Annotated in this window: 12 protein-coding genes; 10 read left to right on the top strand and 2 right to left on the bottom strand. The window is 59.6% G+C overall.

Annotated features, from left to right (window positions below):
* Window positions 1-23: 23 nt before the first annotated feature.
* On the bottom strand, window positions 24-1,055 hold the full coding sequence (locus CR152_RS14490) for an adenosine deaminase (RefSeq protein ID WP_099875540.1): 1,032 nt from the start codon (window positions 1,053-1,055) through the stop codon (window positions 24-26).
* Between the two features lie 584 nt (window positions 1,056-1,639).
* Between CR152_RS14490 and CR152_RS14485 the strand changes: the two genes are divergently transcribed.
* The 3 genes from CR152_RS14485 to CR152_RS14475 all read left to right on the top strand — a co-directional run bounded on the left by CR152_RS14485 (window position 1,640) and on the right by CR152_RS14475 (window position 6,483).
* Window positions 1,640-3,562 carry a PrkA family serine protein kinase gene (locus CR152_RS14485; protein WP_099875539.1) on the top strand — a complete coding sequence of 641 codons (1,923 nt, stop codon included), beginning with the start codon at window positions 1,640-1,642 and terminating at the stop codon, window positions 3,560-3,562.
* Between the two features lie 95 nt (window positions 3,563-3,657).
* Window positions 3,658-4,926 (top strand): YeaH/YhbH family protein, encoded by a 1,269-nt coding sequence (locus tag CR152_RS14480; RefSeq protein ID WP_099875538.1) that lies wholly within the window; start codon window positions 3,658-3,660, stop codon window positions 4,924-4,926.
* A 30-nt stretch (window positions 4,927-4,956) separates the two neighbouring features.
* Entirely contained in the window at window positions 4,957-6,483 is a 1,527-nt protein-coding gene (locus CR152_RS14475) for a SpoVR family protein (protein WP_099875537.1), read from the top strand.
* A gap of 139 nt (window positions 6,484-6,622) precedes the next feature.
* Here CR152_RS14475 and CR152_RS32920 read toward each other — a convergent pair whose 3' ends face one another.
* A complete protein-coding gene (locus CR152_RS32920) occupies window positions 6,623-6,886 on the bottom strand; it encodes a hypothetical protein (protein ID WP_157778484.1) in 264 nt (87 codons plus the stop codon).
* A gap of 245 nt (window positions 6,887-7,131) precedes the next feature.
* Between CR152_RS32920 and CR152_RS14470 the strand changes: the two genes are divergently transcribed.
* The 7 genes from CR152_RS14470 to ileS all read left to right on the top strand — a co-directional run bounded on the left by CR152_RS14470 (window position 7,132) and on the right by ileS (window position 15,184).
* Entirely contained in the window at window positions 7,132-7,794 is a 663-nt protein-coding gene (locus CR152_RS14470; RefSeq protein ID WP_099875536.1) for an energy transducer TonB, read from the top strand.
* A gap of 88 nt (window positions 7,795-7,882) precedes the next feature.
* The gene (locus CR152_RS14465) at window positions 7,883-8,818 is read left to right on the top strand and encodes a MotA/TolQ/ExbB proton channel family protein (RefSeq protein WP_208640125.1); all 936 of its coding nucleotides are present in this window, start codon (window positions 7,883-7,885) and stop codon (window positions 8,816-8,818) included.
* Between the two features lie 6 nt (window positions 8,819-8,824).
* Entirely contained in the window at window positions 8,825-9,265 is a 441-nt protein-coding gene (locus tag CR152_RS14460) for an ExbD/TolR family protein (protein WP_099875535.1), read from the top strand.
* 80 nt (window positions 9,266-9,345) lie between these two features.
* Entirely contained in the window at window positions 9,346-9,783 is a 438-nt protein-coding gene (locus CR152_RS14455) for an ExbD/TolR family protein (protein ID WP_208640124.1), read from the top strand.
* 67 nt (window positions 9,784-9,850) lie between these two features.
* Entirely contained in the window at window positions 9,851-11,092 is a 1,242-nt protein-coding gene (locus CR152_RS14450) for a tetratricopeptide repeat protein (RefSeq protein ID WP_099875533.1), read from the top strand.
* Between the two features lie 132 nt (window positions 11,093-11,224).
* A complete protein-coding gene (locus CR152_RS14445) occupies window positions 11,225-12,196 on the top strand; it encodes a bifunctional riboflavin kinase/FAD synthetase (RefSeq protein WP_099875532.1) in 972 nt (323 codons plus the stop codon).
* 72 nt (window positions 12,197-12,268) lie between these two features.
* Complete coding sequence (ileS, locus tag CR152_RS14440) at window positions 12,269-15,184, top strand: isoleucine--tRNA ligase (RefSeq protein ID WP_099875531.1); 2,916 nt, start codon at window positions 12,269-12,271, stop codon at window positions 15,182-15,184.
* Window positions 15,185-15,205: the final 21 nt, after the last annotated feature.

The raw sequence follows: 15,205 nt of genomic DNA, 5'->3' as shown, positions 1-15,205 counted from the left end.
AGCATGGCAGGGTGGCGGTCGATTTAGATGATGGCGTTGTTGCCGGCACTGGCGCTGGCAAAAAACTGGTCGACTTCGGCGAGGAAGGCGCGCTTCGCTTCCGGCGCCAGGAAGGAGGCAGTGAAGCTGTTGCGGGCCAGCTGGCGCGCGTGGGCGGCGGTGAGCGGCAAGGCGTCGAACACGGCCAGGAAGTTATCGTTCATGTAGCCGCCGAAGTAAGCCGGGTCGTCCGAATTGACGGTGGCCACCAGGCCGGCGTCGAGCAGGGTCACGAGATTATGCGCTTCCATCTCGCCGAACACGCGCAGCTTGATGTTCGACAGCGGGCAGACGGTCAGCGCGATCTGCTCTTTTGCCAGGCGCGCGGTCAATTCCGGGCTCTCGAGGCAGCGCACGCCGTGGTCGATACGCTCGACATTGAGCACGTCGAGCGCGGTTTCGATGTAGGCCGGCGGACCTTCTTCGCCGGCGTGGGCCACCAGGCGCAGGCCGAGCTGGCGGCAGCGCTCGAACACGCGGGTGAATTTTTCCGGCGGATGGCCACGCTCGGACGAGTCGAGGCCGACGCCGATGATCTTGTCGCGGAAGGGCAAGGCTTCTTCCAAGGTGGCGATGGCGTCGTCTTCGCTCAGGTGGCGCAGGAAACACATGATCAGGGTCGCACTGATGGGGCCGTCCTGGCAGGCGCGCCAGATGCCGTTGATCACCGTCTCGAACGGCACGCCGCGCGCGGTGTGGGTTTGCGGGTCGAAGAAGATTTCGGCATGGCGCACGTTGTCGGCGTGGGAACGCACCAGGTAAGCCATGGTCATATCGTAGAAGTCCTGCTCCTTGAGCAAGACGCTGGCGCCCGCATAATAGATGTCGAGGAAGGATTGCAGGTCGCTGAAGGCATAGGCGGCACGCAACTCGTCCACCGAGCCGTAAGCCAGGGACACACCGTTTCTTTGCGCAAGCGCAAAAATAAGCTCCGGTTCGAGCGAACCTTCGATGTGGATGTGCAATTCGGCCTTGGGCATCTGTTGCACAATATTTCTCATCTGGTCGTTCAGCATCGTATTTCTCCGTCGGTAATAGGGTATGTCGTCAGACCGCAGTGTAGCGCAAGCGCACGCCGCAAGCGCGGCGCGGCAAAGTTCGGGGCGGAAAATGTGTGACACGAAAGGCGATTTGCGTGCGCCATCGGACGCCGAGTTCGTGCACTATCCAATCACCTTCGATGGCCGCGATGTGCTTCTTACATTAGTGCAGGAAACCTTGATCAAGACGACATGCATAACGAACATCTAAGGCAAAAAAGAGACAGCTTCCAAAGCGCTAAACATGCTGTTTTTTCGTTTTAAATCAAACACTTAATAACGTTACATCAGCTTACTCTACATTACTTTGACTTCCGGAACTATTAGGCACATAATAAATTTCATAGGCGTAAGAAGACGTTGTCGGCACGCGCAAAATCACCGGGATACACCGGTAAAAATAATAAATAACGTTATCCGTTTTTTGTTTCAGAATTACTGGAACAGGAATGCCGGCGGCGGTTCAAAGAAAGTACGCCAACGACCAGGGCTGGACAGCACGCCGACGGTACGACTGCCAGTGACAGTGAAGTAGTGACAGCACATTAAAGGACATTCAAATGACCATTTTTGACAACTACGCAGCTCGCTACGAGCGTACCCGCGAAGAGGAATATTCCCTTTCTGAGTATCTGGCACTGTGCAAAAAGGACAAGCTCACCTATGCCAGCGCGCCGGAACGCATGCTGGCCGCGATCGGCGAGCCGACCCTGGTGGACACGCGCAACGACACGCGCCTGTCGCGCATCTTCGCCAACAAGGTGATCAAGATTTATCCGGCCTTCCGCGACTTCTACGGCACCGAGGAAGTCATCGAGCAGGTGGTGTCGTACTTCCGCCATGCCGCGCAGGGCTTGGAAGAACGCAAGCAAATCCTCTACCTGCTCGGCCCCGTCGGCGGCGGCAAGTCGTCGATCGCCGAAAAGCTCAAGGTGCTGATGGAACAGGTGCCTTTCTACGCGCTGAAAGGCTCGCCGGTGAACGAATCGCCGCTCGGCCTGTTCAACGAGGAAGAAGACGGCGTCATCCTGGAAGAGGATTACGGCATTCCGCGCCGCTACCTGCGCACCATTCCGAGCCCGTGGGCAGTCAAGCGCCTGCACGAATTCAATGGCGACATCAACCAGTTCCGCGTGGTCAAGCGCTATCCGTCGGTGCTCAAGCAGATCGCCATTTCCAAGACCGAGCCGGGCGACGAGAACAACCAGGATATTTCTTCGCTGGTCGGCAAGGTCGATATCCGCAAGCTCGAAGATTACGCCCAGGACGATCCGGATGCCTACAGCTACTCCGGCGGCCTGTGCCTGGCCAACCAGGGGCTGATGGAATTCGTCGAGATGTTCAAGGCACCGATCAAGGTGCTCCATCCCCTGCTGACGGCCACGCAGGAAGGCAATTACAAGGGCACCGAGGGCTTCGGCGCGATTCCGTTCGACGGCATCATCCTGGCGCACTCGAACGAATCGGAGTGGAAAACCTTCCGCAACAACCGCAATAACGAAGCGTTCCTCGACCGCATCTACATCGTCAAGGTACCGTACTGCCTGCGCGTGTCGGACGAGATCAAGATTTACGATAAGCTGATCCGCAACTCCTCGCTCGAGCAAGCCCCGTGCGCGCCGGGCACCATGAAAATGATGGCGCAGTTCGCGATCCTGTCGCGCCTGAAGGACCCGGAAAATTCGAGTGTGTTCTCCAAAATGCTGGTCTACGATGGCGAGAACCTCAAGGACACCGATCCGAAGGCCAAATCGATGCACGAGTATGTCGATTATGCCGGGGTGGACGAAGGCATGAACGGTTTGTCGACCCGCTTCGCGTTCAAGATTTTGTCGAAGGTCTTCAATTTCGACAATACCGAAGTGGCGGCCAATCCGGTGCACCTGCTGTATGTACTGGAGCAGCAGATCGAGCGCGAGCAGTTTCCGCCCGAAACCGAGCAGCGCTACTTCTCCTATATTAAGGAGCACCTGGCGCAGCGCTATGTCGAGTTCATCGGCAAGGAAATCCAGACCGCCTACCTGGAAAGCTACTCGGAATACGGCCAGAACATTTTCGACCGCTACGTGACCTTCGCCGACTTCTGGATCCAGGATCAGGAATTCCGCGATCCCGACACGGGCGAGAGTTTCGACCGCGATTCGCTCAACAACGAGCTGGAAAAGATCGAGAAGCCGGCCGGAATCAGCAATCCCAAGGATTTCCGCAACGAGATCGTGAACTTCGGATTGCGTGCCCGGGCCACCAATGGCGGCAAGAATCCGGCATGGACCAGCTATGAAAAGTTCCGCACCGTGATCGAGAAGAAGATGTTCTCGAATACCGAGGAACTGCTGCCGGTCATTTCGTTCAACGCCAAGGCCAGTGCCGAGGACGCGAACAAGCACGCCGACTTCGTGGCGCGCATGGTGGAAAAAGGTTATACCGCCAAGCAGGTGCGCCTGCTGTGCGAATGGTATCTGCGCGTGCGCAAGTCATCGTAAGGCGGCCTGGTGGCGGACCGTGAAAAGCCCGCCACGGCACCGTCAAGGCGACGCCAAGGCGCACGGATACACGGATTTGAAGCAGGAGGCCCGTTTTGACTTATCTCATCGACCGACGCTTGCAAGGCAAGAACAAGTCAGCGATCAACCGAGAGCGCTTCCTACGGCGATACAAAAGCCAGATCAAGGACGCTGTCGGACGGGCCATCAAGGGCCGTTCGATCACCGATATTGAAAATGGCGAGAAGGTGTCGATTCCCGTCAAGGATGTGAACGAGCCGAACTTCGGCCACGCCCACGGCGGCGTGTGGGAAACCATCAACCCCGGCAACAAGGAATACCAGAAAGGCGACCAGTTCAACCGGCCCAAGGGCGGCGGCGGATCGGGACGCGGCAAGGCGGGCAACAGCGACCAGCAATCGGAAGACGACTTCATCTTCGAGCTCTCGCGCGAAGAATTCATGAATTACTTCTTCGAAGACCTGGAATTGCCGAACATGGTCAAGACGCAATTGACCGCCACCACGGAATTCAAGAACCAGCGCGCCGGCTACAATATGTCGGGCACGCCGTCCAACATCCACGTGCTGCGCTCGCTGCGCGGGGCGCTGGGGCGGCGCATCGCGGTCGGCGGCAGTTCGCGCAAGGCCGTGCTGGAAGCCGAGAATGAACTGATCGCACTGCTGGAAGAAGGCGTGCCGCTCGACGACCTGCGCGTGGTTGAACTGAAGCGCCTGATTCATCATCTGCACACCAAGCTGCTGGCGATTCCCTTCATCGACCCGTTCGACCTGCGCTACAGCAACCGCATCAAGGTGCCCAAGCCGATGACGCAAGCCGTGATGTTCTGCATCATGGACGTGTCGGGCTCGATGGACGAGACGCGCAAGGATACCGCCAAGCGCTTCTTCATCCTGCTGTACCTGTTCCTCAAACGCGCCTACGACAAGATCGAGGTGGTGTTCATCCGCCATCACACGGCCGCGTCCGAAGTGGACGAGGAAGAATTCTTCCATTCGCGCGAATCGGGCGGCACCGTGGTGTCCTCGGCGCTGCACCTGCTGACCAAGGTCATCGGCGAGCGCTACGGCAGCGGCGAGTGGAACAGCTACGTCGCCCAAGCGTCCGACGGCGACAACTGGGACAACGACTCGGTGCTGTGCAAGCAGCTGCTGATCAACACCATCATGCCGTCGGTCCAGTACTACACGTATGTGGAAATCACCGACGGCCCGCCGCAGAACCTGTGGGAGCAGTACGCCGAAGTGTCGAATCACCATGCGAACTTTGCGATGCAAAAAATTGTCACACCTGCCGACATTTATCCGGTCTTCCGTGAACTATTCAAGAAACAGCCAAAATAGTTAACTCGTCGGCACCAGGAGAACACAGCCATGCCAAGAGACCCCAAACACCCGCGCGCCCTGCCCGAACAGTCGGAATGGACCTTCGACCTGATCGAGCACGCGCACGAAGAAATCCGCCGTGTCGCCAAAAAATTCGGCCTCGACACCTACCCCAACCAGCTCGAAATCATCACCGCCGAGCAAATGATGGATGCCTACACCTCGGTCGGCATGCCGGTATCCTATAACCACTGGTCGTTCGGCAAGCATTTCCTGTCCACGGAAAAAAGCTACAAGCGCGGCCAGATGGGCCTGGCGTACGAGATCGTCATCAACTCGAACCCCTGCATCGCTTACCTGATGGAGGAAAACAGCCTGACCATGCAGGCGCTGGTGATTGCCCATGCTGCTTACGGGCATAATTCCTTCTTCAAAGGCAACTACCTGTTCCGCACCTGGACCGACGCCGACGCCATCGTCGACTATATGGTGTTTGCGAAGAACTACATCGCCGAGTGCGAACAGCGCCACGGCATCGATGCGGTCGAGCTGCTGCTCGATTCCTGCCATGCGCTGCAGAACTACGGCGTGGACCGCTACAAGCGCCCGGCCAAGCTCTCGATGGCACAGGAAAATGCGCGCCAGAAAGAACGCGAGGAATACGCCCAGTCCCAGGTCAACGCGCTGTGGCGCACGGTGCCGCGGCGCGACGAGGAAGCGGCCGATGTCGTGATCCCGCGCTTCCCGCCCGAGCCCGAAGAAAACCTGCTGTACTTCATCGAAAAGTACGCGCCCCTGCTCGAACCCTGGCAGCGCGAAATGGTGCGCATCACGCGCAAGATTTCGCAATACTTCTATCCGCAGCGCCAGACCCAGGTCATGAACGAAGGCTGGGCCACCTTCTGGCACTACACGATTTTGCAGGAACTATATAAAGAGGGCATCGTCGGCGATGGCTTCATGATGGAGTTCCTGCAAAGCCATACCAACGTCGTCTACCAGCCGCCCGCCACCAGCCAGTACTACAGCGGCATCAATCCGTATGCGCTCGGCTTCGCCATGATGAGCGATATCCGCCGCATCTGCGAAGAGCCGACCCAGGAAGACCGCGACTGGTTCCCGGCCATTGCCGGCACCGACTGGCGGGTCGCACTCGACTTTGCGATGCGAAATTTCAAGGATGAAAGTTTTATTGCCCAGTACCTCTCGCCGAAGCTGATCCGCGACTTCCACTTCTTCGCCGTGCTCGATGACGACAAGAACGAGAAACTGACCATCTCGGCCATCCACGACGAACGCGGCTACCGCTACGTGCGCCAGCAGCTGGCCGAGCAGTACAACCTGGGCAACCGCGAACCGAACATTCAGGTCTGGCAGGTCAACACGCGCGACGACCGGGCACTGACCTTGCGCCATACCCAGTTCCAGCGCCGCCCGCTCAACCAGCACGCCCAGGAAGTGCTCAAGCACGTGGCGCGCCTGTGGGGCTTCGACGTGCATCTGGACACCGTGGACCCCTCCGGAACCATCCTCAGCAGCCTCGAGTGCAAGCGCGAGAAGCGCAGCCGCGCCTGATCCGCCAGCCGGTGGAAGTCCGGCTGCCGGGCTCCCCACCCGGCCCTACCAGATGAGCGCAACAGAATCGTCCATGTCCGCGCAAAAAAGACTGGTACGCACGCATCAATATGCTATATTGCTGACGTGATGACAGTCATTAGCCAGGCGCATAGCTTGGCGCGCCCGACTGGTCCGGCATCGACGCGATGACGGTCTTGCGGGCGCTGCGCAGCCAGCCTTTCGACAGCAAGTTCCCGGATGCGCAACCGTGGCTTTCAACAGTACGCCCCCCCTCAATGAAACTGGCTATAGTTAGCATAATCGCCACGGCGGGGTCGAATACTATTTGGCGGAGTGTCAGCAAAGTGTAAGAAACAACGGGTTCAATCCGTTGTTCCATGCATTTTGTACGTTTTTGCATGCCCTTCAAATTGACGTAGCATTTTAGTATTGCTTTTTTTACCGGAAGATGCAGGTCATGGCTCTAGCGAGGCCTTTGACAATCGTTTTCACACTCTGAATCGAACCGATTTGGAGCCGTAAAAATGTATGGTAAAAAAAGAATTCGTAGGTATAATTCGCCGACGTCCCGGATGCGGCTCAAGGTCTTGTCGTGTTTTGTGGGTTTAGTAGCAACAAAAAGAGTTGGTATTGGAGAAAGCAGGCATGAATTTTTCGCATGATAAGAACCCCGGGAAGAATTTCACTGGCATTGCGGTCGTTATCGCTATTCACGCATTGGTGGCTTGGGGGATCGTAAGCGGTCTTGGCACCCGCATGGTCACGAAAATGGCTGAAGCAGTGGAAACCAAGATTGTCGAAGAGGTCAAACCTCCTCCACCGCCGGATGTTCCGCCACCGCCGCCGCCGCCTGAAATGAAGGCGCCTCCGCCTCCATTCATTCCGCCGGTCGAAGTGAACGTACAGCAGCCGCCACCGGTGCAGAACACGATCGCCACGGCGACCAATGTCAAGCCGACCACGACGGAACTGCCACGCCCGACAACCCCAGCGCCTCCCGCACCACCAGCGCCGGCTAATCCAAATCCAGTCCGCGTCGCAGCGGTCGCCGATTTCAACACTTGCGCAAAACCGGAGTTCCCAAAAGCTTCCTTGCGTAACGAAGAAACCGGCACGGTAACCTTGTCTTTCCTGATTGGTGTTGACGGTCGCGTCGCCGATTCGAAGATCGTGAAGTCGAGCGGCTTCCGCGATCTGGACAAAGCGGCGCAGGCCGGTATTAGTAAGTGCAAGTTCAAGCCAACCATGGTTGATGGCAAGCCGGAACAAGCGTGGATGCAAATGCAATACGTCTGGACGCTGGATTAAGAACCGAGGCGGCAGTTTAGTCTCACTACTGTGATTTTCGTTGTCATTATGTTCAGCGAACTGATTATTTTATAAATTTGGAGGAAGCATGTTTAAGAATACCCGTTTGTCCGCTGCACTGGCGGCTGTCCTGTTCTCGGTTACAGCAGCTACAGCGCTGGTCTCCGCACCAGCTTTCGCTGACGCTCCTGCTCCAGCGGCAGCCCCTGCGGCAGATGCAGCGGCTCCAGCTGCGGCACCAGCACCAGAAGCAGCTGCTCCAGCAGCGCCGGCAGCTGAAGCACCAGCAGCTCCAGTAGTCAAAGAAGGCGAAAAAGAAGCGGTTCATAACCCGTACGGTATCGAAGCACTGTGGGCAGAAGGCGACTTCGTCTCCAAAGGCACGCTGATCATCCTGTCGCTGATGTCCATGGGTTCGTGGTACATCCTGATCACCAAGCTGATCGACCAGGCCAAGATCTTCAAGCAATCGAAAGAAGCCCAGGCTAAGTTCTGGAAAGCATCGTCGATCGCAGCTGGTTCGGCTACCCTGAAAGAAGGCAGCCCATTCCGCTTCATCGCTGAAACCGGCACCAAGGCAACCAATCACCACGACGGCGCCCTGCTTGAGCAGATCGACCTGTCGACCTGGGTGACGATGTCGATCCAGCGCGCTGTTGACAAAGTTCAATCGCGTCTGCAAGACGGCCTGTCATTCCTGGCAACCGTTGGTTCGACCGCACCGTTTATCGGTCTGTTCGGTACGGTGTGGGGTATCTACAATGCACTGACCGCCATCGGTATGTCGGGTAACGCATCGATCGACAAGGTTGCAGGTCCAGTGGGTGAAGCGCTGATCATGACCGCGTTCGGTCTGTTCGTTGCGGTTCCTGCGGTTCTGGGTTACAACTGGCTGGTTCGTCGTAACAAGTCGGCTATGGAAGATGTCCGCTCGTTCAGCGCTGACGTTCACTCGGTCCTGATTTCGGGTGCCATGTCGACGAGCGAAGCTGGCCGTGCTGCCGGCGCTAAAAAGATCGGATAATTCACCATGTCCATGAGCGTCGGCTCCGATAGCGGAGAAGAAGATGCAGTCATGTCAGAAATCAACACGACGCCGCTTGTCGACATCATGTTGGTTCTGCTGATTATCTTCTTGATTACGAGCCCGGTGGTTCTGAAGCTGCAAAAGATCGCGTTACCTTCGGAAACCAACCAGGCATTGAAACCTAAGCCAACCACGGTGAACATCGTCGTCAATAAAGAAGGCGACATGTACTGGAATCAGACCCGTCTGAACGACACGACCGAGCTGTTCGAGTTCCTGAAAAAGGAATCCGTCAAGCTGCCGCAGCCTGAAGTGCACGTACGCGGCGATCAACAGACGCGTTACGAGTTCATCGGCAAGGTGATCTTCACGGCACAGCGTGCTGGGATTCAGAAGGTCGGCTTTATCACGGAACCACCAGATAAAACTGGCGGCACCCGCTAAGAGCCCTCCTTCGGCAGGGCGCGGGACCAGCGGCACCGGTCCCGCGCCTTGCGGGTTCCAACATTAGAAAAGGAAACATCATGAGTATGAATGTCGGTTCCCCCGCCGCCGGTGCGGATCCGGAACCAATGATGGAAATGAACATGACCCCCTTGATCGACGTTATGTTGGTCTTGATTATCATGTTGATCATCACGATTCCGAAACAGAACCACTCGGTCAACCTGAACATGCCTGTGGGCGCTCCGCCTCCAATCGTATCGACGCCGCCAGTGGTTATCACGGTGGACGTCGACTTCGATGGCACGATTTTGTGGAACAACGAGGTCGTCCCTGACCGCGCTGCCCTGGAAGCGAAGATGAACGCGGTGTCGGCTATGCCGGATGCGGATCAGCCGGAAGTGCACCTGCGTCCGAACAAGCTGGTCGAGTACAAGTATGTTGCCGGCGTCATGGCAACTGCCCAGCGTCTTGGCGTGAAAAAGATCGGTATGGTCGGTAACGAACAGTTCCAATAAGCGCTATTGCTAATTGACGATACGGCAGGGTAAACCTGCCGTTTCGCTTTTGATTGAAAGAGTCCCAATGATCAAGTTTCGTCTCGCACATCTCGGCCTCGCCATGGCCGCTCTTGGCTTTACCGCAGCAACGCCCGTCCTCGGTCTGTCCACTGCTTACGCGGCGGAAGCCGTGCGCCCGGAAATCGCTGGCCCTTTGCAAGCCGCCCAGAAAATGATGCAAGCCGGACGCGCGAAGGATGCGCTGAACGAACTGCGCAAGCTCGACGGTAAAAACCCGACCGCAAATGAGCAATACCTGATCGAACGCGTGCGCGCTGGCGCCGCCTCGACCGCCGGCGACTACGATACCGCCGCCCGCTCCTTCGAAAAACTGATCGACTCGGGCAAACTGTCCGCCAGCGAACGCGCCAATTTCTCCGAAGGCTTGATCGGCATTTACATGCGCGCCAAGGAATTCGGCAAGGCCAACGCCGCCATCCAGCGTTCGCTCAAGGACCGCGACGATCCGAAGATGCGCGCCTACCTGGTCCAGAATTACATGGCGATGGGTAACGCCGCCGAAGCCACGAGGCTGCTCGAAGCGGACCTGCGCGCCGCCGAAAAAGCCGGCCGCACCCCGCCGGAAGAACCGCTGCAATGGATGGCCAACCTGCAGAACAAAAGCGGCGACAAGGTAGGCTATGTGGCGACGATCGAAAAACTCGCCGCCCACTATCCGAAGTCGAGCTACTGGGCCGACCTGCTCAACCGCATCGTCAGCAAACCTGGCTTCGCCGACCGCCTGCGCGTCGACGTCTCGCGCCTGCAACTGGCCAACAACCTGCTGAAAAAGCCAAGCGAATACATGGAACTGGCCCAGCTGGTCCTGCGCGACGGCGCCGCTGCGGAAGCGGTCAAGATCGTCGACAAGGGCTACAAGGCAGGCATCCTGGGCGTGGGCGCCGATGCGCCGCGTCACCAGCGCCTGAAAGACCTGGCCGACAAAACCCTGGCCGAGTTCAACAAGAACGTCGCCACCACCGAAGCATCGCTGCAAAAGGTCGCCGATAACGATGGACTGGTGAACCTGGGCTACGCCATGGTGCAAGCCGGCCAGGCCGAAAAAGGTCTGGCGCTGATGGAAAAAGCCAGCGCCGCCGGTAACCTCAAGCGTCCAGAAGACGCCAAGCTGCGCCTGGGCCAGGCCTACGCCGCCGCCGGCAAGAAAGCCAAAGCCATCTCCACCCTCAAAACGGTGGGCGGCAAGGACGGCACGGCCGAACTGGCACGCTACTGGATCATGGCCATCAACCATCCAATGACTTGATCGGCACTGCGACAAGGTAGTCTCCTCAAAGCGCTGTCTGCATCTTGCAGGCAGCGCTTTTTAGCTTTGAACGTATAATCGCTGTTTCGATTATGTTGGCCTGTTCATGCACAGTCATCCCAAGAGCATCCTATGAAGGTTTTTCGTGGACTTCCCAACGACCGGGCGCGCGCGCCCTGCGCGCTCACGATCGGTAACTTTGACGGTGTCCATCGCGGCCACCAGGCATTGCTGGCGCGCGTGTGCGCTGCCGCCTCCGACATGGGACTGGAAGCGGCCGTGATGACGTTCGAGCCGCATCCGCGCGAATTTTTCGCGCGCCGCGCCGGCGACCTGTCGAAAGCGCCGAACCGCATCGCCAACCTGCGCGACAAGCTGCAGTCGCTCTCGAACGCCGGCATCGACCGCGTCATCGTCGAACACTTCAACGAACACTTCGCCGCCATTTCGCCCCAGGATTTTGTCGAGCGCGTGCTGGTCGACGGCCTGCACGTCAAATGGCTGATGGTCGGCGACGATTTCTGCTACGGCGCGCGGCGCGCCGGCAATGTCGCCATGCTGATCGAAGCGGGCAAGCGCCACGGCTTTCATGTCGAGACGCTGCCCACCGTGATGCACGGCGCCCAGCGCATTTCCTCGTCGGCCGTGCGCAGCGCGCTGGCCGCGGGCGACTTCGACCAGGCCGGCCAGCTGCTCGGCCACCCGTACGCGATGTCCGGCCATGTGATCCACGGCCAGAAACTGGGCCGCACGCTCGGCTTCCCGACCTTGAATTTGCGCGTGGCGCACCGCCCTGCCCTGTCGGGCATTTTCATCGTCCAGGTGCATGGCCTGGGGCCCGAGCCGCTGCCCGCCGTGGCCAGCCTGGGCGTGCGCCCCACCGTCGACGACAGCGGCCGCGTGCTGCTCGAAGTGCACGTGTTCGACTTCGCCCAGTCCTGCTACGGCAAGATGGTGCGCGTCGAATTCCTGGAAAAGATACGCGACGAAGAAAAATACACCGACTTGGCCACCCTGACCGCCGCGATCGCGCGCGACAGCGACCAGGCGCGCGCCTGGTTCGCGCGGCGCGCCGCCGCCCTGACCGCCACCGACCGAATTTGACGCCGCACCCGCAGTCCGCTGCCACATGCGTCACCATCGAAGACACCCAGATACACCTCCTTGAAGAAAAATATGTCCGACAATAGCCAAACCAGCAAACCAGAGCAGAACCAGCAAGCCCCACAGGCCGCCAAAAAAGACGCCAAGCCGGTCAGCAAATACCCGGTCAACATGACCGATACCCCGTTCCCGATGCGCGGCGACCTGGCCAAGCGTGAACCGGGCTGGGTCAAGCAATGGCAGGACAAAAAAGTCTACGAGCGCGTGCGCAAGGCGGCCAAGGGCCGTCCGATGTTCGTGCTGCACGACGGCCCGCCGTACGCCAACGGCGATATCCACCTCGGCCACGCCGTCAACAAGATCTTGAAAGACATGGTCGTCAAATCGCGCGGCATCGCCGGTTTCGACGCGCCCTACGTGCCGGGCTGGGATTGCCACGGCATGCCGATCGAAATCCAGATCGAAAAACTGCACGGCAAAAACCTGCCGACCGCCGACGTACTGGCCAAGGCACGCGCCTACGCGCTCGAACAGGTCGACCGCCAGCGCGCCGGCTTCATTCGCCTGGGCGTGCTCGGTGAATGGGACAACCCATACCTGACGATGGCCTTTCGCAACGAGGCCGATGAACTGCGTTCGCTCGGCACCCTGCTCGACAAGGGCTATGTCTACCGCGGCCTGAAACCGGTGAACTGGTGCTTCGATTGCGGCTCGGCCCTGGCCGAAGCGGAAGTCGAATACCAGGACAAGCGCGATCCGGCCATCGACGTCGGTTTCCCGTTCGCCCAGCACGACAAACTGGCCGCCGCCTTTGGCCTGCCCGCGCTGCCGGCCGGCGATGGTTTCATCGTCATCTGGACCACCACGCCATGGACCATCCCGTCCAACCAGGCGCTCAACGTCAATCCGGAAGTGAGCTACGCGCTGGTCGAAACCACGCGTGACGGCAAGCCGCTGCTGCTCATTTTGGCGGCCGACCTGGCCGAGTCCTGCCTGCTGCGCTACAAGCTCGAAGGCAAGGTCGTCGCAACGTGCCTGGGCCAGGCCTTTGACGGCATCTCGTTCAAGCACCCGCTGCACGCGGCCGATGCGTTTTTCGACCGCCGCTCGCCGATGTACATGGCCGATTACGTCACCACCGAAAGCGGCACCGGCGTGGTCCACTCGGCGCCTGCCTACGGCCTGGACGACTTCATTTCGTGCAAGGCGCACGGCATGAAGGATGACGAGATCCTCACTCCGGTGATGGGCGACGGCCGCTTCGCCTCGACCCTGCCGCTGTTCGGCGGCCTGACCATCTGGGAAGCGTCGAAACCCATCTGCGCCGCCCTGACCGCTGCCGGCGCGCTGTTCGAACTGAAGATGTTCGACCACAGCTACATGCACTGCTGGCGCCACAAGACCCCGATCGTCTACCGCGCCACTTCGCAGTGGTTCGCCGGCATGGACGTCACGCCGAAAGACGGCGGCCCAACCCTGCGCGAGACGGCCCTCAAGGGCATCACCGAAACCCGCTTCTTCCCGGACTGGGGCCAGGCGCGCCTGCACGGCATGATCGAGAACCGTCCCGACTGGACTTTGTCGCGCCAGCGCCAGTGGGGCGTGCCGATGGCCTTCTTCCTGCACAAGGAAACCGGCCAGCTGCACCCGCGCACGCCGGAGCTGCTCGAGCAAATCGCCAAGCTGTTCGAAGAGCGCGGCATCGATGCCTGGCTCGATATCGAACCGAAGGACCTGCTGGGCGAGGACGCCGCCATGTACGTCAAGAACAAGGACACGCTCGACGTCTGGTTCGATTCCGGCTGCACCCACCAGACCGTGCTGCGCGGCTCGCACGCGGCCCAGTCGCACTTCCCGGCCGACCTGTACCTCGAAGGCTCGGACCAGCACCGCGGCTGGTTCCACTCGTCGCTGCTGACGTCCTCGATGCTCAATGGCTGCCCGCCGTACAAAGCGCTGCTCACGCACGGCTTCACGGTCGACGCCGAGGGCAAGAAGATGTCCAAGTCGCTGGGTAACACGATGGCGCCGCAAAAAATTTCCGACACCCTGGGCGCCGACATCCTGCGCCTGTGGGTCGCCTCGACCGACTACACGGGCGAACTGTCGATTTCCGAAGAGATTCTGAAGCGCGTGACCGAATCGTACCGCCGCATCCGCAACACCCTGCGCTTCCTGCTGGCGAACACCTCCGACTTCGACCACGCCAAACATGCGCTGCCGACGGCCGAGCTGCTCGAAATCGACCGCTACGCCATCGCCGCCATGGCCGCGCTGCAGAACGATATCGCCAGCCACTACGACCGCTACGAGTTCCACCCGGTCGTCTCCAAGCTGCAGAACTACTGCTCGGAAGACCTGGGCGGCTTCTACCTCGACATCCTCAAGGACCGCCTGTACACGTCGGCCGTCGATTCCGCGGCACGCCGTTCGGCCCAGACCGCGCTGTGGCACATCACGCAAAGCCTGCTGCGCGTGATGGCGCCGATGCTCAGCTTCACCGCCGAGGAAGCGTGGGCCGTGTTTGCCGACGCCGACGCCTTTGCCGCCAGCGACGAAACCATCTTCACGCAAACGTTCTGGACCCTGCCCGAGGTGGCCGACGGCGCCGCCCTGCTGGACAAATACACGACCTTGCGCGCGGTGCGTACCGACGTCACCAAGCAGCTGGAAGAATTGCGCGTCTCGGGTGCCATCGGCTCGTCGCTGCAGGCGGAACTGACCATCAAGGCCAGTGGCGACAAATACCGCCTGCTGGCCAGCCTGGACGACGACCTCAAATTCGTCTTCATCACCTCGCAGGCCCAGGTCGCCGAAGTGGCCGACGACGCCGGCGAAGCGATCGTGGTGGCCGCCTCCGCCGCGCCGAAGTGCGAACGTTGCTGGCATTATCGCGCCGACGTCGGCAGCCACGCCGAGCACGCGGGCCTGTGCGGCCGCTGCTTCAGCAATTTGTTCGGCAGCGGCGAGAAGCGCGCCTTCGCATAATCACCAACACGACCCCACCCC

Origin of the sequence: Massilia violaceinigra, assembly GCF_002752675.1 — a bacterium.
In the GTDB taxonomy this organism is placed as follows: Bacteria; Pseudomonadota; Gammaproteobacteria; order Burkholderiales; family Burkholderiaceae_D; genus Telluria_A; species Telluria_A violaceinigra.
The sequence above is the reverse complement of the archived record's forward strand: the minus strand, read 5'-3'. Positions and strand labels throughout refer to the sequence as shown.

What these genes read in the sequence shown, in the direction of transcription:
- CR152_RS14465 (WP_208640125.1), top strand. Translation starts at nt 7,883, where the DNA reads ATGTTTAAGAATACCCGTTTGTCCGCTGCACTGGCGGCTGTCCTGTTC.
- CR152_RS14445 (WP_099875532.1), top strand. Translation starts at nt 11,225, where the DNA reads ATGAAGGTTTTTCGTGGACTTCCCAACGACCGGGCGCGCGCGCCCTGC.
- CR152_RS14490 (WP_099875540.1), bottom strand. Translation starts at nt 1,055, where the DNA reads ATGCTGAACGACCAGATGAGAAATATTGTGCAACAGATGCCCAAGGCC.
- CR152_RS14475 (WP_099875537.1), top strand. Translation starts at nt 4,957, where the DNA reads ATGCCAAGAGACCCCAAACACCCGCGCGCCCTGCCCGAACAGTCGGAA.
- ileS (WP_099875531.1), top strand. Translation starts at nt 12,269, where the DNA reads ATGTCCGACAATAGCCAAACCAGCAAACCAGAGCAGAACCAGCAAGCC.
- CR152_RS14455 (WP_208640124.1), top strand. Translation starts at nt 9,346, where the DNA reads ATGAGTATGAATGTCGGTTCCCCCGCCGCCGGTGCGGATCCGGAACCA.
- CR152_RS14470 (WP_099875536.1), top strand. Translation starts at nt 7,132, where the DNA reads ATGAATTTTTCGCATGATAAGAACCCCGGGAAGAATTTCACTGGCATT.
- CR152_RS14460 (WP_099875535.1), top strand. Translation starts at nt 8,825, where the DNA reads ATGTCCATGAGCGTCGGCTCCGATAGCGGAGAAGAAGATGCAGTCATG.
- CR152_RS14450 (WP_099875533.1), top strand. Translation starts at nt 9,851, where the DNA reads ATGATCAAGTTTCGTCTCGCACATCTCGGCCTCGCCATGGCCGCTCTT.
- CR152_RS14485 (WP_099875539.1), top strand. Translation starts at nt 1,640, where the DNA reads ATGACCATTTTTGACAACTACGCAGCTCGCTACGAGCGTACCCGCGAA.
- CR152_RS32920 (WP_157778484.1), bottom strand. Translation starts at nt 6,886, where the DNA reads ATGCAAAAACGTACAAAATGCATGGAACAACGGATTGAACCCGTTGTT.